General features: G+C 70.9%; 20 protein-coding genes and 2 tRNA genes. 10 read left to right on the forward strand and 12 right to left on the reverse strand.

Going from position 1 to position 19,826, the window contains the following annotated elements; translation table 11 throughout:
* From IEZ19_RS12810 to IEZ19_RS12820, 3 genes are all read left to right on the forward strand, one after another.
* On the forward strand, positions 1 to 1,819 hold a 1,819-nt coding region (locus tag IEZ19_RS12810), incomplete at its 5' end, for an MFS transporter (protein ID WP_189311280.1).
* Between the two features lie 125 nt (positions 1,820 to 1,944).
* Positions 1,945 to 2,766, forward strand: a complete 822-nt coding sequence (locus tag IEZ19_RS12815) for a YceI family protein (protein WP_189311281.1) — start codon at positions 1,945 to 1,947, stop codon at positions 2,764 to 2,766.
* A 49-nt stretch (positions 2,767 to 2,815) separates the two neighbouring features.
* Entirely contained in the window at positions 2,816 to 3,286 is a 471-nt protein-coding gene (locus IEZ19_RS12820; protein WP_189311282.1) for a PPOX class F420-dependent oxidoreductase, read from the forward strand.
* A 7-nt stretch (positions 3,287 to 3,293) separates the two neighbouring features.
* Here IEZ19_RS12820 and IEZ19_RS12825 read toward each other — a convergent pair whose 3' ends face one another.
* Both IEZ19_RS12825 and IEZ19_RS12830 read right to left on the reverse strand, forming a co-directional pair.
* Positions 3,294 to 4,061 (reverse strand): TetR/AcrR family transcriptional regulator, encoded by a 768-nt coding sequence (locus tag IEZ19_RS12825; protein ID WP_373296965.1) that lies wholly within the window; start codon positions 4,059 to 4,061, stop codon positions 3,294 to 3,296.
* A gap of 2 nt (positions 4,062 to 4,063) precedes the next feature.
* Positions 4,064 to 4,306: a GntR family transcriptional regulator gene (locus IEZ19_RS12830; RefSeq protein WP_229840257.1), complete on the reverse strand. Its 243-nt coding sequence runs from the start codon at positions 4,304 to 4,306 to the stop codon at positions 4,064 to 4,066.
* Between the two features lie 156 nt (positions 4,307 to 4,462).
* Here IEZ19_RS12830 and IEZ19_RS12835 point away from each other — a divergent pair, with 156 nt between their 5' ends.
* Positions 4,463 to 4,747: a hypothetical protein gene (locus IEZ19_RS12835; protein WP_189311283.1), complete on the forward strand. Its 285-nt coding sequence runs from the start codon at positions 4,463 to 4,465 to the stop codon at positions 4,745 to 4,747.
* Here the strand turns inward: IEZ19_RS12835 and IEZ19_RS12840 are convergent.
* The 7 genes from IEZ19_RS12840 to IEZ19_RS12870 all read right to left on the reverse strand — a co-directional run bounded on the left by IEZ19_RS12840 (position 4,722) and on the right by IEZ19_RS12870 (position 13,208).
* Positions 4,722 to 6,911, reverse strand: a complete 2,190-nt coding sequence (locus IEZ19_RS12840) for an ArnT family glycosyltransferase (RefSeq protein ID WP_189311284.1) — start codon at positions 6,909 to 6,911, stop codon at positions 4,722 to 4,724. The genes IEZ19_RS12835 and IEZ19_RS12840 overlap by 26 nt on opposite strands.
* Positions 6,908 to 8,332 carry a bifunctional glycosyltransferase family 2/GtrA family protein gene (locus tag IEZ19_RS12845; protein ID WP_189311285.1) on the reverse strand — a complete coding sequence of 475 codons (1,425 nt, stop codon included), beginning with the start codon at positions 8,330 to 8,332 and terminating at the stop codon, positions 6,908 to 6,910. Before IEZ19_RS12845 ends, IEZ19_RS12840 begins: the two co-directional genes overlap by 4 nt.
* A 14-nt stretch (positions 8,333 to 8,346) precedes the next feature.
* The gene (locus tag IEZ19_RS12850; RefSeq protein ID WP_189311286.1) at positions 8,347 to 9,969 is read right to left on the reverse strand and encodes a sensor histidine kinase; all 1,623 of its coding nucleotides are present in this window, start codon (positions 9,967 to 9,969) and stop codon (positions 8,347 to 8,349) included.
* Positions 9,966 to 10,706 (reverse strand): response regulator transcription factor, encoded by a 741-nt coding sequence (locus tag IEZ19_RS12855; RefSeq protein ID WP_229840259.1) that lies wholly within the window; start codon positions 10,704 to 10,706, stop codon positions 9,966 to 9,968. Before IEZ19_RS12855 ends, IEZ19_RS12850 begins: the two co-directional genes overlap by 4 nt.
* 134 nt (positions 10,707 to 10,840) lie before the next feature.
* Positions 10,841 to 11,743: an amidohydrolase family protein gene (locus IEZ19_RS12860; RefSeq protein WP_189311287.1), complete on the reverse strand. Its 903-nt coding sequence runs from the start codon at positions 11,741 to 11,743 to the stop codon at positions 10,841 to 10,843.
* 48 nt (positions 11,744 to 11,791) lie between these two features.
* Positions 11,792 to 12,676, reverse strand: a complete 885-nt coding sequence (locus IEZ19_RS12865; RefSeq protein ID WP_189311288.1) for a DUF2797 domain-containing protein — start codon at positions 12,674 to 12,676, stop codon at positions 11,792 to 11,794.
* A 148-nt stretch (positions 12,677 to 12,824) separates the two neighbouring features.
* Positions 12,825 to 13,208: a thioredoxin domain-containing protein gene (locus tag IEZ19_RS12870; RefSeq protein WP_189311289.1), complete on the reverse strand. Its 384-nt coding sequence runs from the start codon at positions 13,206 to 13,208 to the stop codon at positions 12,825 to 12,827.
* A 56-nt stretch (positions 13,209 to 13,264) separates the two neighbouring features.
* On the opposite strand from IEZ19_RS12870, the gene IEZ19_RS12875 reads away from it, so the two are divergent.
* From IEZ19_RS12875 to IEZ19_RS12885, 3 genes are read left to right on the forward strand one after another with little or no spacing between them, the layout of a single operon-like run.
* Entirely contained in the window at positions 13,265 to 13,699 is a 435-nt protein-coding gene (locus IEZ19_RS12875; RefSeq protein WP_189311290.1) for a heavy metal-responsive transcriptional regulator, read from the forward strand.
* Positions 13,700 to 13,717: 18 nt separating this feature from the next.
* Positions 13,718 to 14,488 carry a Clp protease N-terminal domain-containing protein gene (locus tag IEZ19_RS12880; RefSeq protein WP_189311291.1) on the forward strand — a complete coding sequence of 257 codons (771 nt, stop codon included), beginning with the start codon at positions 13,718 to 13,720 and terminating at the stop codon, positions 14,486 to 14,488.
* 48 nt (positions 14,489 to 14,536) lie between these two features.
* Positions 14,537 to 14,929, forward strand: coding sequence for a MarR family winged helix-turn-helix transcriptional regulator (locus tag IEZ19_RS12885; RefSeq protein WP_189311292.1), 393 nt, complete (start codon positions 14,537 to 14,539; stop codon positions 14,927 to 14,929).
* 307 nt (positions 14,930 to 15,236) lie between these two features.
* Here the strand turns inward: IEZ19_RS12885 and IEZ19_RS12890 are convergent, their stop codons facing one another.
* On the reverse strand, positions 15,237 to 16,802 hold the full coding sequence (locus IEZ19_RS12890; protein WP_189311293.1) for an alpha/beta hydrolase: 1,566 nt from the start codon (positions 16,800 to 16,802) through the stop codon (positions 15,237 to 15,239).
* Positions 16,803 to 17,248: 446 nt separating this feature from the next.
* On the opposite strand from IEZ19_RS12890, the gene IEZ19_RS12895 reads away from it, so the two are divergent.
* Positions 17,249 to 17,515, forward strand: coding sequence for a transposase (locus IEZ19_RS12895; RefSeq protein ID WP_229840266.1), 267 nt, complete (start codon positions 17,249 to 17,251; stop codon positions 17,513 to 17,515).
* 87 nt (positions 17,516 to 17,602) lie between these two features.
* Positions 17,603 to 18,670, forward strand: coding sequence for a tyrosine-type recombinase/integrase (locus tag IEZ19_RS12900; protein WP_229840268.1), 1,068 nt, complete (start codon positions 17,603 to 17,605; stop codon positions 18,668 to 18,670).
* 139 nt (positions 18,671 to 18,809) lie between these two features.
* Here IEZ19_RS12900 and IEZ19_RS12905 read toward each other — a convergent pair.
* Positions 18,810 to 18,882: transfer RNA gene (locus IEZ19_RS12905), tRNA-Arg, on the reverse strand.
* Positions 18,883 to 19,062: 180 nt separating this feature from the next.
* Positions 19,063 to 19,153: transfer RNA gene (locus IEZ19_RS12910), tRNA-Ser, on the reverse strand.
* Between the two features lie 175 nt (positions 19,154 to 19,328).
* Here IEZ19_RS12910 and IEZ19_RS12915 point away from each other — a divergent pair.
* On the forward strand, positions 19,329 to 19,811 hold the full coding sequence (locus tag IEZ19_RS12915; RefSeq protein ID WP_189311294.1) for an SSI family serine proteinase inhibitor: 483 nt from the start codon (positions 19,329 to 19,331) through the stop codon (positions 19,809 to 19,811).
* Positions 19,812 to 19,826 lie beyond the last annotated feature (15 nt).

Genomic DNA, 19,826 nt, shown 5'->3' on the forward strand with positions numbered 1-19,826 from the left:
CTGGGTCACCTTCGCCGGTGACAAGTACGACTGGGTGTCGTGGCAGACGTACACGATGGTGGCCGGTTCGATCGTCCTCGGTCTGCTCTTCCTGCTCGTCGAGTCCAAGGCCAGCCAGCCGATCATCCCGCTGCGCCTGTTCCGCAACCGCACCATCACCCTGTCGTCGCTCGCCTCGCTCTTCGTGGGCATCGCGATGTTCAGCGGCACCGTCTTCTTCGCCCAGTACTTCCAGCTGGCGCGGGACAAGTCCCCGACGATGTCCGGCGTCCTGACGATCCCGATGATCGGCGGTCTGTTCGTCTCCTCCACGGTCTCCGGCCAGATCATCACCCGGACCGGCAAGTGGAAGGCATGGCTGGTCAGCGGCGGCGTCCTGGTGACGGCCGGCCTGGGTCTGCTGGGCACCATCCGGTACGACACCGACTACTGGAAGATGGCCATCTTCATGGCGATGCTGGGTCTCGGCATAGGCATGATGATGCAGAACCTGGTGCTGTGCACGCAGAACCAGGTCGCGCCCTCCGACCTCGGCTCGGCCAGCTCCACGGTCACCTTCTTCCGCTCCCTGGGCGGTGCGATCGGCGTCTCCGCGCTCGGCGCGGTGATGGCCAACCGGATCACCCACTACGTCAAGGACGGCCTCGCCGACCTCGGCCCCAAGTACGCGCACCTCGCCTCCGGTTCGGGCTCCGGCGGCTCCATCCCGGACATGAACAAGCTGCCCGCGCCGCTGCGCACGGTCCTGGAGAGCGCCTACGGCCACGGCATCGCCGACGTCTTCTTCATCGCCGGCTGCCTGGCGGCGGTCGCCTTCCTGATCACGCTGTTCATCAAGGAGGTCCCGCTGCGCACCTCGGGCGCGCTCGCCCAGGCCGCGGAGGAGAAGGCGGCGGAGGAGGCGGCGGCCGAGTCCGCGCCGGAGACGGCCGAGCAGCCGGTGCCGAGCTGGGCGACCGCCGTGGTGAACCCGTCGGAAGGCGACGGCACCGAGGCCGCCGCCACCCGGCAGCTCACCGCCGTGGCCACCCTGCCCACCCCCGAGCGGTCCGCGTCCGGCGGCGTCCCGGTCCACGGCTTCGTCCGCGGTGCCGAGAGCTCCCCGGTCGGCGGGGCCGCGGTCACACTCATCTCCCTCACCGGCCGCCAGCTGGGCCGCTCGGTCGCCCAGGCCGACGGCTCCTACACGATGGAGGCGCCCGGCACGGGCACCTACGTCCTGATCGCCTCCGCCGACAGCTTCCAGCCGCAGGCGTCCACGATCGTCGTGGGCCAGGACCCGGTGTCGTTCGACATCCTGCTCAGCGGCACCAGCGGGCTGAGCGGTGTCGTCCGGGGTGCCGGAAACGCGCTGCCGGTCAAGGACGCGATGGTGATCGTCACCGACGTGCGCGGCGATCTGCTGGCCACCGGGAACACCGGTGAGCAGGGCGAGTTCGCCTTCGCCGAACTGGTGCCGGGCGCGGTGACCGTCGCGGTGAACGCGGCCGGCTTCCGCCCGCGCGCCCTGCCCGTCGAGATCAGCACCACCGGGGTCACCCGGATCGAGGTCGACCTGGACGCCGGCGCCCAGCTCCAGGGTGTCGTACGGGCCCCGCACGGGCCGCTGGCCGACGCCCGCGTGACCCTCGTGGACGCGGCGGGCAACGTGGTCGGCACGTCCACCACCGGCACGGACGGGGCGTACGCCTTCACCGACCTGAACAGCGGTGAGTACACGGTCATCGCGACCGGCTACCCGCCGGTGGCGACGGCCCTGACCGTCTCCGGCACCGGAGTCGACGGCCACGACATCGAACTCGCCCACCCCGGCGAGTAGTTCGGCCCCGGCCCGTGGCGGGCGCGCTCCTACGGACGGCGCGCGTGCCACGGGCCGGTCTGCTTCACCCGACCACTTTGCAAGGCTTTTCGAAGCCATCCATGGCTTTTGAGGGAGAAAACGGGATGGGACTGACCGCGAGGATTCAGACCCGGGACGGATGGGCCGTGTCGCACGCGGTCGTCACCGTGACCGACACGACGGGCCGGCAGGTGCTGCGCGCCGAGGCCGACGCGGAGGGGGCCGTCCGCGACGCGACCCAGCTGGTCCCCGGGGCGTACACGGTGATCATCATGGCCGTCGGGTTCGCGCCCGCCGCCGCCGGAGCGATCGTCACCGCGAGCGGCCGCGCCGAGATCGGCACGGTGACGCTGGCCCGGCAGGGCGGCACCGAGTTGCCCCCGCCCGGCCCGTGGACCGTCGACCCGGCCCACTCCACGGTCGGCGCCGTCGCCCAGCACCTGGGCATCTCCAGCGTCCGCGGCCGGTTCACGGACTTCGCCGCCACGATCGAGATCGCGCCCGACGACATCACCAAGTCCCGGGTGGAGGCGGTGATCCGGGCCGCGTCCATCGACACGGGCACCGCCATGCGCGACACCCATCTGCGCTCGGCCGACTTCCTCGACGTCGAACGGCATCCCGAGATCACCTACCGCTCGACGGGCCTGACCGCGTCCGGCGCCGACCACTGGACGGTCCACGGCGAACTCGCGATGCACGGCGTCGTACGGCCGGTCGACCTCGATCTCGCCTACCTCGGCACCGGCGCCGACGCCTGGGGCGGCACGCGCGCCGCGTTCCGCGCGACGGCCGAGCTGCGCCGCGACGACTTCGCCATGAACTACAACCAGATCGTCCAGGCCGGCATCGCCGCCATCGGTACGACCCTCAAGGTCGAACTGGACATCCAGGCGGTCCAGGGCGAGACACTGCCGCAAGGGTAGGCCCACCAGGGTCAGCCACAGCCGGGCCCGCTGCCCCTAGGCTGCCTCCATGGCACCGAACATCGCGACGAACACCTCCGTCTCCCTCGACGAGCTGCTGGACTTCGTACGGCCCCGCCACCGCGCCATCCTGCTCACCCGACGGGCCGACGGCGGCCCCCAGGGATCGCCGCTGACCTGCGGGGTCGACGACTCGGGCCGGATCGTGGTCTCCACCTACCCGGAGCGCGCCAAGACCCGCAACGCCAAGCGCGACCCGCGGGTCAGCCTGCTCGTGCTGAGCGACGACTGGAACGGACCCTGGGTCCAGATCGACGGCACGTCGGAGGTCATCGACTCCCCCGACTCGGTGGAACCACTGGTCGAGTACTACCGGAACATCGCCGGTGAGCACCCGGACTGGGACGAGTACCGGGAGGCGATGATCAAGCAGGGCAAGTCCATCATCCGGGTGACGCCGGAGCGCTGGGGTCCGGTGGCCACGGGTGGTTTTCCGGCGCGGCTGGTCTCCGGGGAGTAGCCGTTCCTCAAGCGCGGGTGGTGCGAGCCACCATCGCCTCGATGCCGGCCACCAGGAGTTCGAGGGCGAAGGCGAAGTCACGGTCCAGCATCTCCTGGACCGTGTCACCGCCGCGGGCCGCCATGATCTCGGCGGACTCCTGGACGGCGGCGGCGGTCTCGGGGGCTTCGGTCACCGCGCTCATCGCGGTGTGGAAGTACTCGTCCGGGGTCATGTCCGCCGCCGCGACCCGGGCGGCGAAGTGGCCCTCGATCGTGCCGTAGCCGTACACGAACTGGAAGACGGCCGAGATGGCGCCCGTGATGCCGTGCGCGGGCAGTCCGGTACGACGGATCACCTGCTGCACCCACCTGGAGAACGTGAGCGAGTTGGGCCCGATGTTGAGATAACGCCCGGCGAGCGGCGAGAGCCAGGGGTGCCGCACGAGCAGCCCCCGGTACTCCCGGGCCAGTGCGCGCAGCTGCTCCCGCCAGTCCCCACCGCCCGCCTCGGCGTCGGGCAGCCGCAGTTCGCCGTAGGCGGCGTCCAGGGCGAGTTCGAGCAGGTCGTCCTTGGTGTCGACGTACCAGTACACGGACATGGCGGTCACGTTCAGCTCACCGGCCAGCCGCCGCATGGAGAACCGGTCGAGTCCCTCGGTGTCCAGCAGCCGCACGGTCGCGTCGGTGATCCGGTTCCGGTCCAGCCCGGAGGGCTGTCCACCACGTGTGCGCCGACGGGCCTTCTCCCGCAACCACACACTGACGCGCACCGCGTCCGGCTCCACCGCGTTCACTGTCAGCTGTCCGCGGTGGGCACAGGGTCGACGACATGGCTGCCGCGGCCGGACCAGGTGACGATCAGGCCCTCGTCGCGCAGGGCGGCCACTGCCCGCTGAACGGTCGAGGCCGCGACATCGAACTCCGTCGCGACCGCCAGCACGGACGGCATGCGGGATCCGGGCGGGTACGTGCCGGAACGGATGCGGGCACGCAGGATGTCGAGGATCTGCGGATAGACGGGCTGCGTGCGGTCGACCATGAGGGCAAGCGTGCGACCCGACGACATTACGCGCATCCGGGGATTCGACCTACCGAGGATTCGACCTTTCGAGTACGCTGGATGGGCAATGGAAAGCGCCCCCTGAGAAGCCGGGCAGGGCTGCGTCAGGGGGCTGAGACACGAAGGGCGTGTCCTATGTCCGACCTTATCGACGCCGGCCGGGACCCCTACAACGGGAAGCGTGTCCTGGTCCAGCGTGGCGGGGTGCTGGAATTCGCCGCCAACACCGCCGTACTCGAATCCGCGACCGCGCTCCTCGGTGTCGTCGACGCGGTGCTGGCAGCCGAGGACCAACTCCGCGCCGATGAACTCGCCGTGTGGCTGCGGCCCACCGTCGATCTGTTGCGCGACGTCACGGCGGTCGCCGCCCGGTACGTGGACGACGACCCGCGCGTCAGCTTCCCGCGGCCTCCTGCGTGAGGTCGTAGAACGTGGCCGAACCGACCGTCACCTTCTTGAAGTTGCTCTGCACCCAGGAGGTGATCTGCGACGACGTGCCGCCGTCGCTGCCGCCCATGCCTCCGCCCATGCCGCCACCGGAGACGAAGTAGTGGATCTTTCCTTCCGCCACGTACTTCTTGAACTGGGCCAACGTCGGTGACGGATCCGTGCCGTTGAAGCCGCCGATCGCCATCACCGGTTCCCCGGTCGTGAGTTGGTAGCTCGCGGCGTTCTGGGAGCCGATGGACGCGGCGACCCAGGTGTAGTCCCCGGCATTCGACTTCAGGAGATTCTTCGCCTCGGCCGAGACGCTGGCGCCGTCGAGCAGGCCGCCGGCGCCACCGGCTCCGCCGCCCATCCGGCCGCCCTCCCCGATGAGACCACCACCCGGGAAGCCGTTGCCGTTCCCCTGGTCCGGTGTCGTGCCGTTCTGCTGGTTCTGACCGGGCAGGCCTCCGCCGGGCAGGCCGTTGCCGGTCCCCTGCTGCCCGTTCTGGCCCGGCAGGCCTCCGCCGAAGCCGCCGCGCATCCCGCCGCCGGCCCCGCCGGGTCCGCCAGGTCCGCCCCCGAACCCCATCGTGCTCGCCCCTGCCGGGCCCGCCGTCGGGATGGAACCCGTGTGTGCGGAGTCGACCGTGCTCAGCGTGTACGCCGTCGGGCCGGCCAGTGCCGCCACCAGGGCCGCCGCCGCTGCCCCGAGGGCCAGTCGCCGCGGAACCCGGCCCGCGAAGACCAGGCCCAGCGCGGCCACCAGGCCTCCGATCAGGACCAGCCACTTCAGCCAGGGGAGATAGTCCGGTGTGCGGTTGAGCAGGGCGTAGCCCCAGGCCGCCGCCGCCACGGCCGACGCGGCCAGGGTGATCGACGCCCACGTCTCGCCGCGCTTCTCCCACAGCAGGCCGGCGCCCATGCCGATCACGGCCGCCACGTAGGGCGCGAGGGCCACCGTGTAGTACTGGTGGAAGATGCCCGCCATATAGCTGAAGACGGCCATCGTGATCACCAGGGAACCGCCCCAGGCCAGGAACGAGGCTCGGGTGACGGACGTACGGCTCGCCCTGCGCGTCGCCCACAGGGCCCCCACCAGCAGGATCAGCGCCGCCGGGATCAGCCAGGAGATCTGGCTGCCGATCTCGGAGTTGAACATCCGGTCCCAGCCGGTCGTCCCCCAGTTGCCGCCGCCGTTGCCGCCGGCCCCGCCGCCCCCGACGCTGCCGGTCTCGTCGCCGCTGATGCGTCCGAGGCCGTTGTAGCCGAAGGTCAGCTCCAGGAAGCTGTTGTTCTGCGAGCCGCCGACATAGGGGCGGGAGGAGGCCGGCCACAGCTCCACGACCGCGACCCACCAGCCGCCCGACACGACCAACGCGAGAGTCGCCACGCCGAGTTGAGCGAGCCGCCTACGCAGCCGTACCGGGCCGCAGACCGCGTAGACCAGCGCCAGTGGCGGCAGGATCAGGAAGGCCTGCAAGGTCTTGGCCAGGAACGCGAAGCCGATCGCGGCTCCCGCCCACACCAGCCACCGCGTGCGCCCGTCCTCCACCGCCCGGACGACGAAGTAGCAGGCCAGCGCCATCAGCAGCGCCAGCATCGCGTCCGGGTTGTTGAACCGGAACATCAGCGCGGCCACCGGGGTGAGCGCGAGCACCGCGCCCGCGATCAGACCGGCCGGCGGGCCGAACCGGCGCCGTACGGCCGCGTACACCACCGCGACCGTGCCGACGCCCATGAGGACCTCGGGGGTGAGGACCGCCCAGGAGTTCAGGCCGAAGACCCGCACCGACAGCTCCATCGGCCACAGGAAGACCGAGGGCTTGTCGACGGTGATCGCGTTGCCTCCGTCCAGCGAGCCGAAGAAGAACGCCTTCCAGGAGGTGCTGCCCGCCTGGACGGCCGCCGAGTAGAAGGAGTTGGCGTAGCCGGACGCGCTCAGGTTGTAGAGGTAGAGCAGCGCGGTGGTGAGGAGCAGGGCCAGGAGGGCGGGGCGGGCCCAGCGCGGGTCCTCCGGACGGCCGCGCCACAGGGGCCGTACCAGCGGCTGCCGGGGCTCACCCGACCCGGGGGCATGTCGTCGTCCTGGGGGAGCGGGCGGGCCCCAGTCGCTGGGCCCGGTCTGCTGGGTCGGCCGGTCGTAGTGGGTGGTCATCGGGAGTCCCCCGGGTCGGTGTCGTGAGGGCGCACCGGCTGCAGCCGCAGGGTGGCGTCCCTCCAGGCGACGTCCGCGGCCTCACCGGCGCGGAACTGGGTGGTGCGGTACGGCTGATACGGCTGCTGGTGCGTGCCCGCGGTCGTGTACGTCGGCGAGGACAGAACCGGCTCCTCGCCCTCCCGCCGCTCCGGGAACACCCAGGCACGGAAGAGCAGGAAGCGCAGCACCGTGGCCGCGAGGTTGGCGGCGATGAGCACCGCCAGTTCGGTGGAGTGCGCGGGACTGCCGGCGGCCGCGTTCAGCGCGGCGAGCGAGCCGCCGGTCAGCGCGAGACCGATGCCGAAGACGACCAGGCCCTGCGCCTGGTGCCGTACGGCGCCGCCCCGGCCGCGCACCCCGAAGGTCAGCCGGCGGTTGGCCGCCGTGTTGGCGACGGCCGAGACCAGCAGCGCGAGGGCGTTGGCGATCTGCGAGCCGGTGAACTGCCGGAAGCCGCTGTAGAGGAGGAGGTAGAAGAGGGTGGACAGGCCGCCCACGACGCAGAAGCCGACCAGTTGCCGGGCCAGGCCCCGCGGCACGTCCTTGATCTCGCGGTCGCGCGGGTCGTCACCGAACGGCCGGGTCAGCCGGTCCAGCGGCAGCGAACCGGTGGCCAGCGCCCGGCCCATCCGCCACACGCCCTTGAGGTCGTCGGTCGCCGTCTTCACGATGTGCACCGTCGAGTCCGGGTCGTCGACCCAGTCGACCGGCACCTCGTGGATGCGCAGCCCGGCCCGCTCGGCGAGCACCAGCATCTCGGTGTCGAAGAACCAGCCGGTGTCCTCGACGAGCGGCAGCAGCACCTCAGCGACGTCGCGCCGGATGGCCTTGAACCCGCACTGCGCGTCCGAGAAGCGGGCCTGGAGCGAGCCGCGCAGGATGAGGTTGTACGAGCGGCTGATCAACTCCCGCTTGGCACCGCGCACCACCCGCGAACTCCGGCTGAGACGGGAGCCGATCGCCAGGTCCGAGTGGCCCGAGATCAGCGGCGCCACCAGCGGCAGCAGGGCGTTGAGGTCGGTGGACAGGTCGACGTCCATGTACGCGAGGACCGGGGCGTCCGAGGACGACCAGACGGTCCGCAGCGCCCGGCCGCGGCCCTTCTGCTCGAGCCGGTACGACCGCACCTCGGCGATCTCCGCGTCCAGTCGCGCCGCGGCCAGCGGGGTGGAGTCCGTGGACGCGTTGTCCGCGATCGTGATGCGGAACGGGTACGGGAAGGTGCGCCGCAGGTGCTCGTGCAGTCCGCGCACGCAGGGTCCGAGGTCCTTCTCCTCGTTGTAGACGGGGATCACGACGTCCAGGACTGGCGTACCGGCGGCGCCGGCCGGGAGGTGCTCCCGCGCCGGCAGGGTGCCGGGAGAAGAGTCGGTTTGCATGGAACCGACTGTTGTCAGGTGCCCTGTTGCACCCGTGTGGTGACGCTGTGCTGTGCCTGTGAGTGCTGTTGCCGGTTCGTTTCGGGGGCCGGCTGCGGCACGGTGGGGGCGAGCGCGCGCAGGTGCACGGTGAACACGGTCCGTCCGGGGACGCTGTCCACGGTGACGGCACCACCGTGCGCGGTCGCGACGGCCTGCACGATGGCCAGGCCCAGACCGGTGGAGCCGGTGGCCCGGGAGCGCGCCGAGTCGCCGCGCGCGAACCGCTCGAAGACGTGCGGCAGCAGCTCGGGCGGGATGCCCTGCCCGTCGTCCTCGACGTCCACGCACAGGCACGGCCCGCGCTGCTGGACGCGCGCGGTGACGGTCGTACCGGGCGGCGTGTGCGTACGGGCGTTGGCGAGCAGGTTGACCAGGACCTGCTGCAGCCGGGCCGCGTCCGCCGACACGAGGGCGGGCTCGTCGGGCAGGTCGAGGCGCCAGTTGTGGTCCCGGCCCGCCGCGCGCGCATCGCTGATGGTGTCCACGACGAGCGGTACGAGGTCGGTGTGCTCGAGCTGGAGGGGCCGGCCGGCGTCGAGGCGGGCGAGCAGCAGCAGATCCTCGACGAGCAGGGTCATCCGGCCCGCCTCGGACTCGATCCGGCCCAGGGCGTGCCGGGTGTCGGGCCCGACCTGTTCTCTCCCGCGCCGGGTCAGCTCGGCGTACCCGCGGATCGAGGCGAGCGGCGTACGCAGCTCATGGCTGGCGTCGGCGACGAACTGCCGTACCCGCATCTCGCTCTGCTGGCGTGCGTGCAGGGCGCCGTGGACGTGGTCCAGCATCCGGTTCAGCGCGGCACCGACCCGGCCGACCTCGGTGTGCGGGTCGGTCTCGGACTCGGGGACGCGCTCGTGGAGGTTCACCTCGCCGGTGTGCAGGGGGAGTTCGGAGACCCGGGTGGCGGTGGCGGCGACCTTGCGCAGGGGGCGGGTGGCGACGCCGACGATGACGGTGCCGGCGAGGGAGGCGGCGATGAGACCGGCGGCGGTGACGCAGACCTCGACGATGATCAGGGTGGTGATGGTGCTGTCGGCGTCGGAGGTGGGGATGGCCACGTAGTACGCGCCGTTGACGCCGGTCGCGTACTGGACCCGGTAGCTGCCGAGGCCGGGCAGCTCGACGGTGCTGCGCCGGTTCGTGTCCTTGGAGACCCCGTCGAGGACCTTGATCTGGGCGGTGTTGAGCGCCACGGGGTTCATGTCGAAGACACCGCTGCTGTTCTTCGCCTTCTCGCCGCGCTGGGCCTCGGTGACGGTGCCGTTCTCGACCTTGCCCACGATCGTGCCGGGCGGCTGCGGGCCCTTAGTGACGAAATCATCAAGTTTGGGCGGTTTATGGTGATCGTCCGCGGGTGGGACACCGGCGTCCTTGACGCTCGCCCCGCGGGGCGGCCCGGAGGCGCCGACGGCCACCTCGCCGAGCTGCCTGTCGAGCTGCTCGTACAAGTGGGACCGCAGCGCGAGGGTGGTCACGGTCCCGATCACCGAGCACACGACGGCGATCAGCACGACGGACGCGACGACGAGGCGCGTCCGCAGGGTGCGCGGCTGTCCCGCGCGTCGCTGCCGCGTACGCGTCCGTCGTCGCCCGCTCATGACGCGGCGGGCTTGATCAGATAGCCGGCGCCGCGCCGGGTGTGGATCATCGGCTCGCGTCCCGCGTCGATCTTCCGGCGCAGGTAGGAGATGTACAGCTCGACGACGTTGGCCTGGCCGCCGAAGTCGTAGGACCACACCCGGTCCAGGATCTGCGCCTTGCTGAGCACGCGGCGCGGGTTGCGCATCAGGAAGCGCAGCAGCTCGAACTCGGTCGCGGTGAGATGGATGTCGTCCCCGCCGCGCGACACCTCGTGACTGTCCTCGTCGAGGGTGAGGTCCCCGACGACGAGCACGGACTCGGACCGCCGGTCGGCGGCACCGGCCCGGCGAATGAGCCCGCGCAGCCGAGCGACGACTTCCTCCAGGCTGAAGGGCTTGGTGACATAGTCGTCGCCGCCGGCGGTCAGACCGGCGATACGGTCCTCGACGGCGTCCTTGGCGGTGAGGAAGAGGACGGGCACGTCGGGCAGGTCACGGCGCAGCCGGCCGAGCACGGCGAGGCCGTCCATGTCGGGCAGCATCATGTCCAGGACGACGGCGTCGGGCCGGAACTCGCGAGCGGACTGAACGGCTCCCTGCCCGTCACCCGCGCTGCGGATCTGCCAGCCCTCGTAACGAAGGGCCATGCTCAGCAGTTCGGTGATCGACTGCTCGTCGTCCACCACCAGCACGCGGACGGGGCTCCCGTCCGGCCTCAGCAGTTCGGTGCGCCCCTGGGGCGAGGTCGTGGTCATGGTGGACACCTTGTCGGGGCCCCCTGAGAACGCGCTTTTTGGAGTCTGTGATTTCCCTGAGAAACGCACAGAGTGGGTTCAGGGAGTACACAGGGTAAGCCTGGGAGCCGCCCAGGGGCCGGGCGTCGCTCGTCTCACAGCCCGAACAGCCGCGCCGCGTTGTCGTGGCACACGGCCCGCAACCAGTCGTCACCCAGGTCCAGCCGCTCCAGGACGTGCAGCTGATGGACGTACGGATAGGGGATGTTGGGGAAGTCGGAGCCCAGCAGCACGCGGTCGCCGAGGTCGGCGAGACGTGGCAGAGCCCGCGGCGGGAACGGAGCGTGCCGCTCACTGAAGTCGGTGAACGCCATGGTCGTGTCGAGCCGCACTTCCGCATACTGCTCGGCCAGGGCGAGGAAGTCCTCGTACTCCGGCATCCCGAGATGCGCGACGATCAGCCGCAGCCGTGGATGCCGGGCCAGGACCCGCCCGACCGGCTCGGGCCCGGTGTGCTTGCCGGGAGCCGGCCCCGATCCGCAGTGCATGACGACGGGAACCCCGGCCTCGGCGAGCAATCCCCATACAGGATCGAGCAGTTCGTCGGCCGGATCGTACGCCCCCACCTGCACGTGCGCCTTGAACACACGCGCGCCTCGGACGATCGCCTCCTGGACGTACGCCTCGACACCGTCCTCCGGGAAGAGGGTGGCGGTGTGCAGACAGCCGGGCGTGCGTAGGGCGAAGCCGGCCGCCCAGCCGTTGAGCCACTGGGCCATGCCGGGCTTGTGCGGGTAGAGCATGGCGCTGAAGGCACGCAGGCCGAACCGGCGAAGGAGCCCGGTCCGTTGCTCCTCGTCCTCCCGATAGGTGATGGGCCACTCGACTCCGCCGGTGAGCGGGCCGAGCGCGTCGAAGTACGCCCAGACCTTGTGCAGGACACGCTCGGGCATGAAGTGGGTGTGCACGTCGACGAGGCCTGGCAGCCCGAGCCGCTCCCAGAACCGCCGAACGTCTTCCGCCTCGGTGCCGTACGCCTCGCCGGTGTCTGCTGTCACGCGCCACTCCCTCTCCCCGGGCCCCCATTCTGTCCCCGCACTCCGCGATCAGAACAACTGGTCCTGGACTCCGATCTCCTCCCTGAACCTCCGCACGGGCAGCGCGAGTCCGCCCTCCGCGGCGCCACCGAGGGCAACCAGCTCCCACCCGGTCATCAGCCGGGTGTCGATGACGACGACTCCGCGCCCGGTCGCGAGATGCAGATCGGGTCCGGCCGCGGCGACCAGCTCACCGCTGACGGACCCACCGGCGACCAGCTCGCTCACCTCCCCGAAGGCGGGACGCGGGTCGTCTTCGAGGCCGAACACCTCGGCGTGGTCGACGGGCCGGAACGGCTCCCGGTCGAGCGCCTCCGGCCAGCCGCCGAGCGCCGCGGCACGGTCGTGCAGGTCCGCGATCTCGGCGGCGCGCTCGTCCGGGGTCCCCGGCAGCGCGGACCGTACGGCCCGCTTGGCGCCGTACGGGATCCTGTCCGGTACCCCGAGCGCGGCCCGGAGCAGCTCCTCGGTGCGCCGGGCGGCCATCAGCGGACCGGCACCGAGCCAGCTGAAACAGACGGCTCCCTGCTCGAGCAGCCGGGCGGGGCCGCGCTCGACGGCGGTGATCCCGACCTTGACCATGCCGGGCCCGAACCAGGCGAGGTACACGTGGTACGGCCGGGGATCGTCGGCGATCGTGTCGGCGGCCACGGAGTGCGCCCGGTCCAGCCGCGCACACTCGTCACACCGCGCGCCGGTACTGCGCCCCGGCACGACCGCCCGCACGGGACAGGCATGCCCGCGCGCCCCCACACAGACCCGCGCCCCTCCCTCGGCCACCCCGAACGCAACCCGCTTCCCCCACCCCAACGCACTCACGGCCCCGCCGCCCCATACCAGCGCGGGCCCGTCCCCCGACCACCGCAGTCCCGAGCATGTCCATACGTGTGCCATCACCTCCGAGCGTAGGCGGGGGGACTGACAGCGGGGGGCGGGGTGGAGCCTGGGACCCGGGAGTTCGCGACGACGTGCCGTCTGTTGGTCCGCGGGCCCCGGTGGTCCCGTCAGAGTTCCGGGGCCGGGTGTGGTCAGGAGCGTGTGCTCAGGAGCGCACCGAAGACGGACCTGCCGCTGCCGGGCCTGCGCGCTCCCCGGCGGCTTCGGTGCCGCACAGCGCGCGCCGGAGGTCGGCGACGCTCGGCGCGCCCTCGGCCCTGCGGTCGGGACCCCGGTAGAGGCGGCAGGAGAGGGAGGCGGCGGCGCCGGGGACGGCGAAGGGATCGGTGCCGTCGATCAGGACGGTGGGCGAGCCGGTCATCCCCAGCCGCACGGCCGCTTCGTGATCCGCGACCTCGATCAGCTCGACGTCGGCGCCACGGCCGCCGAGGGCACGGTCGATCCGTTCCCGGACCACGGGGGCGTTGGGGCAGTCGGGCACGGTCAGCAAGGTGATGCGCATGCCGTCGTCCTCTCGCGTCAGGCTCACTGTGGCCGACGCTAGACCCTCCAGCACGCTGGAAGGTCAAGCCGTACGCTCGGGGCATGCGCATCGGTGAGCTGGCCGCCGCGAGCGGGCTGACGGCCAAGACCATCCGCTTCTACGAGCAGGCCGGGTTGCTGCCCGAGCCACCGCGCACACCGGGCGGCTACCGCGACTACCCGCCCCAGTCCCGCGTGCGGCTGGCGTTCGTCCGCGAGGCGCAGTCCGCCGGCCTGACCCTCGCCGAGATCCGCTCGATCCTCGCGCTGCGCGACTCCGGCGAGGCGCCCTGCGCCCACGTCGCCGACCTGATCCAGCAGCGCCTGGCGGGCATCGAGCGGCGCCTGGCCGAACTCCGCGCGACCCGAACCGCCCTGCGCACCCTCGCCGAGAGAGCCGCCACGACGGACCCGAGCAGCTGCACGGACGTGGACATCTGCAGCATCATCGCGACCCGTCAGACGAGTGACAACGAGGGATTGTCGGCGTCGGGTTGACAACCTACAGTTGTCGGTATGAGCGCTGAGCCCACCGCGGACCAGCTCATCACAGCGGCCCGCGCCCGTGCCGGAAGCGATGACGAACTCGCGTTGCTGGATGCCGTCATCGCCGTCACCCATGACCTCTCCCGCCAGGCCGACACGGCCGTCGACGAGGTCGTACGCCGGGCCCGCGCGGCCGGTCACTCCTGGACCGTGATCGGCGAGCGCCTCGGCGTCTCCCGGCAGGCGGCCCGCCAGCGCTACGCGGACCGCGTCGAACGCATCCGGGAGGCCGAGGCGTCAGGCACCGCGGTCCGGGCCCGCGACCTGGAGAGCAGCCTGTCGGCAGCGCTGGCCGCCGCCGGCGCCGAGGGACTGGCCGAGGCGGGCACCGAGCACATGCTCCTCGGCCTGCTCACGGACGGAGTGGCCGCGGCCGCCCTGGAGCAGCTGGGCGTCACCCGCGACAAGATCCGCGACGCGAGCCGACGCCTCTTCGACCACCCCACCGGCCGGGCCGACACGAGCGAGCCGGTGTTCTCCGGCGAGGCGGAAGCCGCGCTGGCCGCCGCCGAACACCTGGCGACCGAACGCACCCCGGCCTGCGCCCCGGTCGTCGTCACCACTCCCCAACTGCTCGCGGTCCTCGCCACCAACCCCGGCTCCCGGGCCCGCCGCGTCCTCAACGACCTCGGCGTGGACGTGGCCGACGTCAAACGCCTGGTGCACTGCTACACCAACGTCCCCCGCACCCCTTTCGGCCGCCGCGGCCGCCGCGGGCGTCCGAAGCCAACTGGTCGTTGACCTTGGGGCGCAGCCGCGGCGGCCGAGGCAGCCGACCTCGGTGGGCAGTTGCGCTCCGCCGTCGGACGCCTCTACCGCCGCTTCCGCAGCGAGCGCCCCGAAGGCAGCCTCGGAGACGCGGTACTCGCCGTGCCCACCCGTCTCCACGAGCACGGACCACAGACCCTCACCGAACTCAGCAAGCACGACCGGGTCTCCCCTGCCTCCATGAGCCAGACCGTGAACCGCCTCACCTCAGCCGGCTACGCCGAACGCAGCCGCGACCCGGGTGACCGCCGCAAAGTGCTCTTCAGCGCCACCGCAGAAGGCGACGAACTCGCCGGCGCCGCCCCAGTACAGCGCAACGCCTGGCTCGACGAACAGCCAGCCGCCCTCAGCGCCGAAGACCGCGCAGTGATCGCCCGCGCCACAGCACGGCTCATCAGCATCGCCGACTCGTGAGCGGCCGTCAGCCCGGCCAAGCTGCGCTGCGGTGAGGTCCTCGGGCTCACAGGAAGTACGGGCCGCGCTCGGCAAGCCGTCCGCCGTGCCGGACGGCCGGCACCGCGTCCGGCTGCCATCAGCCGTTGATGTACTTCGCTGCTGTACAGCACCAATTTGGAAGACTGCGTATGTGGACGACGGCCGACCTGGCAAGTCTCTGACCTATGCGGGAGCGCCGGTGAAGCCGCTGTTCTCCGTGCCTCTCAGGCGAGTCCGCAATGGCCCGATGGGCCTCGATCTTCGAGACTCGCTTTCTGCCCCTGCGTCAGGTGCAGACGGTGCCGACGGGTGGGAGCTGACCGTTCAACAGGTACCGGTAGATGGCGGTGTCGACGCAGGTGCTGCCCTGGTGGAAGGCCGTGTGGCCGTCGCCGTTCCGGGTGAGGAGGCGGCCCGAGGAGAGCTGGCGGGCGAGCGCCTGGGACCAGAGGTAGGGCGCGGCCGGGTCGCGGGTGGTGCCGACGACCAGGATCGGCGGGGTGCCGGGTGCGGCGATGCGATGCGAGGGCTGGGTCGGCCCGACCGGCCAGTGCGCACACGCCTGGAGGAAAGTGGAGTAGAGCGCCCCGAACTGGGGTGAGACACGGACGAACTCGGGGAGTGCCGCCTCAGCCTGCGCGGGGGTGAACCGCGGGCCGAGCGGGGCGCTGAGGCAGCTGACCGCCGTAAAACCCAAGCCGCCGACGACGGAGTGTTCCTGGTCCGCGGCGGTGAGTTTCTGCAGCCCGGTGGTGTCGCGGCGGGTCACCTCGCTCAGCAACACGCGCAGGTCCTCCCACGCGGGCGCCCGCAGCGCTTCCGTGACAACAGCAAGGAGGACTTGCCCTGTGATGGTGATGTCCTTGCCTGGCCGGAGCGGGTTCTGGTCGAGTGCGGCCACCAGGGCGTCGAGGGTGCGGTTGGCTTCCTCGGCAGAGTGGCCGACGGGGCAGTCGGTGCGGGTGGCGCAGTCGGCGGCGAAGGACTCCCAGGCGACCTGGTATCCGTGCGCGACGTCCAGGAAGCGGTGGTAGCCGTCGATGGAGGGGTCTACGGCTCCGTCCAGGACCATGCGGCCCACACGGGAGGGGAAGAGTTCGGCATAGGTGGTCCCGAGGTAGGTGCCGTAGGAGAGGCCGAGGAAGTGCAGCCGTTCGTCTCCGACGAGGGCGCGCATGAGGTCCAAGTCCCGTGCTGCCTCCAGGGTGCCGACGTGGGGCAGTAGCCGCCCGGAGTGCAGTCGGCACGCATCGGCGATCTCTTCGTTCACCGCGTCCATGCCCTCGAAGTCTGGTTTCCCGGCGGTGGTGATCACACCAGCATTGGGGAGGGTCATGGCCGTGTCGGTGTTGCAGTCCACCGGGGTGCTGTCGCCGACCCCACGCGGGTCGACCGCGACCAGGTCGTAGGCTGCGCGCACCGATGGCGAGAGGGCATCAGCAGCCGCCCACAGTCCGGTGATGGCCGGGGAGCCTGGACCACCGGGGTTGTATAGCAGGGAGCCGATCCGTTTCGCGCCGGTCCCGGTGGCCCGTTTGCGGGTGGCCGCCAGCGTGATGTCGCCCGCGTCGGGGTGGGCGTAGTCCAGCGGCGCCTTCAGGGTCGTGCACTGGAAGGCCGGTTTGTCCGGGCAGGGCTTCCAGTCCAGTTGCTGCTGGTAATAGCGCAGCAGACCTGCCGGGACGGGGGCCGTGGCAGCGGTGGCCTCCGTCCCGGCGGGGATATGTGCGGCGCTCAGCCACAGGAGGGTGGCCGTGCACGAGGTCAGCAGCAGCCCGCAGGCGCTCAGCACCGCAAGCGCGCCGCGGAGCCTGCGCCGGGGTATTCGGTCACTGGTCGGGTCAGCGTTCATCGCCAGCCTTCGCTTCTGCCCGCGCGGGACACGGGACTTGTGGGGATCGAGGGTGGGGTCGCGATCGTCGGCCCTGGCACCGGGACCCGTCCTCGAGCGGCGCTCTCACCGATCCGCCTCGCGATGTGTAACCAATGCACCACAGATCGTGTTCGTGTGACCGTTCGACTGAGCCGAATGTGTGAACCGTGCTGCTCCACGTTTCATACGAGGCCCCGTCACAAGTTCCCGCGGCCATAGGCGGGGTCACAGTGCCGCATGAAGCAGCGGGCCTCTCGGTAGGGAGGCGGGTGTCGAAGTCCGTTCCCACCGGGAGGCCCGTTGCCCTGGCAGTGCACACCGATCCCGGCCTCGCGTCCACCGCGGTCACTCTTGCATGTGACTGCTACGTGCACCTGTACGGGGCGATCGGCCCGGGCAGGCGCGCGCCGCGGTATCCGAGCGATATGACCGACGCGGAGTGGGCGGTGGTCCGGGCGGCGATGCCGGTGCCGGCATGGCTGGAGGGCCGGGGCGAGCGCCCGGAGGTGCATTGCCACCGCGAGATGATCGACGCGGTGCGGTACTTGGTCGACAACGGCGCCAAGTGGCGTTCCCTGCCCACGGACTTGCCCTACTGGCGGGCGGTGTACGACTTCTTCCGCCGCTGGCGCCGTCACGGCTACGTGCGCGAGCTCGGGCAGCGCTGCCGTTGGCGTACTTGCTGCGGCTGAGGCGCACGACGTGGTCCGGTAGCGGACCGCGGTGGCGGTTGCCGCTACCGGATCAGGCCTGGTCAGAGCGCCGACAAGCTCACGGAGTTGCAGGAGAAGACACGGAACGGCATCCCGGCCGCGGAGTCCACGATGCCGTTCGGCGACTACCTCACCTACTGGCTCGCCGCCGTGGCACCGGAACGGCTCAAGCCAGCAACGCTGAACAGCTACGAGGGGTTGACCCGGCTGTACATCCGGCCGGCACTCGGCAAGAAGAGACTGAACCGCCTCTCTCCGGCGGGCGTACGCCGCTTCCTGACGGAGTTCAAGGTCTCCTGCCTGTGCTGCCTGCGTGGCGCCGACAAGGAGCGGCCGAAGGAGAAGCGCTCGTGCTGCGCCGTGGGCCGTTGCTGCGAGCGTCGCCCATCGGCCCGCACCGTCCAGTACATCCACGCCGTCCTGCGATCCGCCCTGCAGCAAGCGATGCGCGAGGAACTGATCGCGCGGAATGTCGCCCGGATCGTGGAAACGCCCACCGTCGACCCCAAGGAGGTACGTCCGTTGGACGCCGGGGAAGTCCGCCTAGTGCTCAAGACCGCCCCCTCCCATCGCCTCTACGCCCTGTGGCTGCTGCTCGTGTCCACCGGCCTGCGCCGTGGCGAGGCTCTTGCACTCACCTGGTCTGACATCGATCTCGCAAACGGCCAGCTCCGTGTCCGCCGGAACGTGCAGCGCATCCGGCGTGAGCTGCTGTTCGGCACTCCCAAGACGAAGCGGTCCATCCGTACGGTGTCCCTGCCGAAGGCCTGCGTACGGGCGCTCACCCTCCATCGCGAACAGCAGGAGCGAGAGCGAAAGGTCGCGGGCGAGAAGTGGCGGCCGACGCCGGGTCAGCCGGACGGGCTCATCTTCACCACAGTGTCCGGCCGCGTCACTGACCCCCGCAGCCTGAACCGGATGCTGACGATCCTGTGCCGGGACGCGAACGTCCGCCGTGTGCGGGTGCACGCCCTCCGGCACACCTGCGCCTCGCTCTTGCTCGCTCAGGGCGTCGACGCTCGCACGATCATGGAGACACTGGGGCACAGCACGATCACGATGACGCTGGACACCTACGCGCATGTGATGGGGACGACGCTGCGGGCCGCCGCGATCAGATGGACGACGCTCTGAGGCTCGACAATCTCGACGAAGACTCGGAGGACGCAGAGGAGCCAGACAGCAACGACTGAGCGCCGCTTCCAAGCGCGTTGATGTCACCGGTTGATGTCAAAGGCCCCTCGGGATGATCCCAAGGGGCCTTTGACATGTGTGCACTCGGCAGGATTCGAACCTGCAACCTTCTGATCCGTAGTCAGATGCTCTATCCGTTAAGCTACGAGTGCTTGTTTTTGGTTTCTGTCCCCGCTTTCGGCCCTTCCGGCCCGCTCTCGGCGACAGGAAGAACATTACATGACTGCCGCCGCCATGTGAAATCCATTCCCCCCACCCCTTGTGACCTGCGGAAACACGTCTGAAGCACTGAAGCCCCGGTCATTGTGGACCGGGGCTTCAGTGATCAGGTGCGGAGGCGGAGGGATTTGAACCCTCGATGGGCTTTAAGGCCCAAACCGCATTAGCAGTGCGGCGCCATAGACCGGACTAGGCGACGCCTCCAGCACAACCCCTCACGCGAGCGCGCGAGTGGTGCGTGCAGATGATGACACAGTCGAGCGTGCTGTCACCAATCGGCTCCCACGGTACTAGGCAGTCGGGCCGCAGAGCAAAGCCGTTCTCTTCTCCGGTGGGGCGCGTCGCGCAACGTCCGCGGGTGTGACGCGTTGGTCAGGTCATGTCGCCGATCATCTCGCGAGCCGCCGCGGCCGCCGCCTCCGTCACGGCCGCCGCCGCCCTGGCCGCCGCAGTCACCACCGCACCCGCCTCCGCCGTCACCCCCGTCACGCCTGCCCCCTGGGGCTCCCCCGGGACCGGGGACCATCTGACCGTCACCGTCCGGCACGCCGGCGCCGGACGCGACGGGACGTACGCGCTGTCCTGCCATCCGGGCTCCGGCAGTCACCCGGACGTGGCCGGCGCGTGTTCGGTCGTGGACCAGAACACGCGCTGGGGGCGCGAGCCCTTCGCGCCGGTGCCGGAGGGCAGCGCCTGCACCCTCCAGTACGGCGGTCCGGCCATCACCCGTGTCACCGGGTCATGGGCCGGACGCCCGGTCGACGCGACGTACGACCGCGGCGACGGATGCGAGATCGCGCGGTGGAACCGGATGGTGCCGCTTCTGCCCGACCTGAGCCATCAGTCCGGCCTCGGCCGCTAGTGCTGTGACCGGCCT

The sequence above is a fragment of the Streptomyces brasiliensis genome (assembly GCF_014647875.1).
Taxonomy (GTDB): Bacteria; Actinomycetota; Actinomycetes; order Streptomycetales; family Streptomycetaceae; genus Streptomyces; species Streptomyces brasiliensis.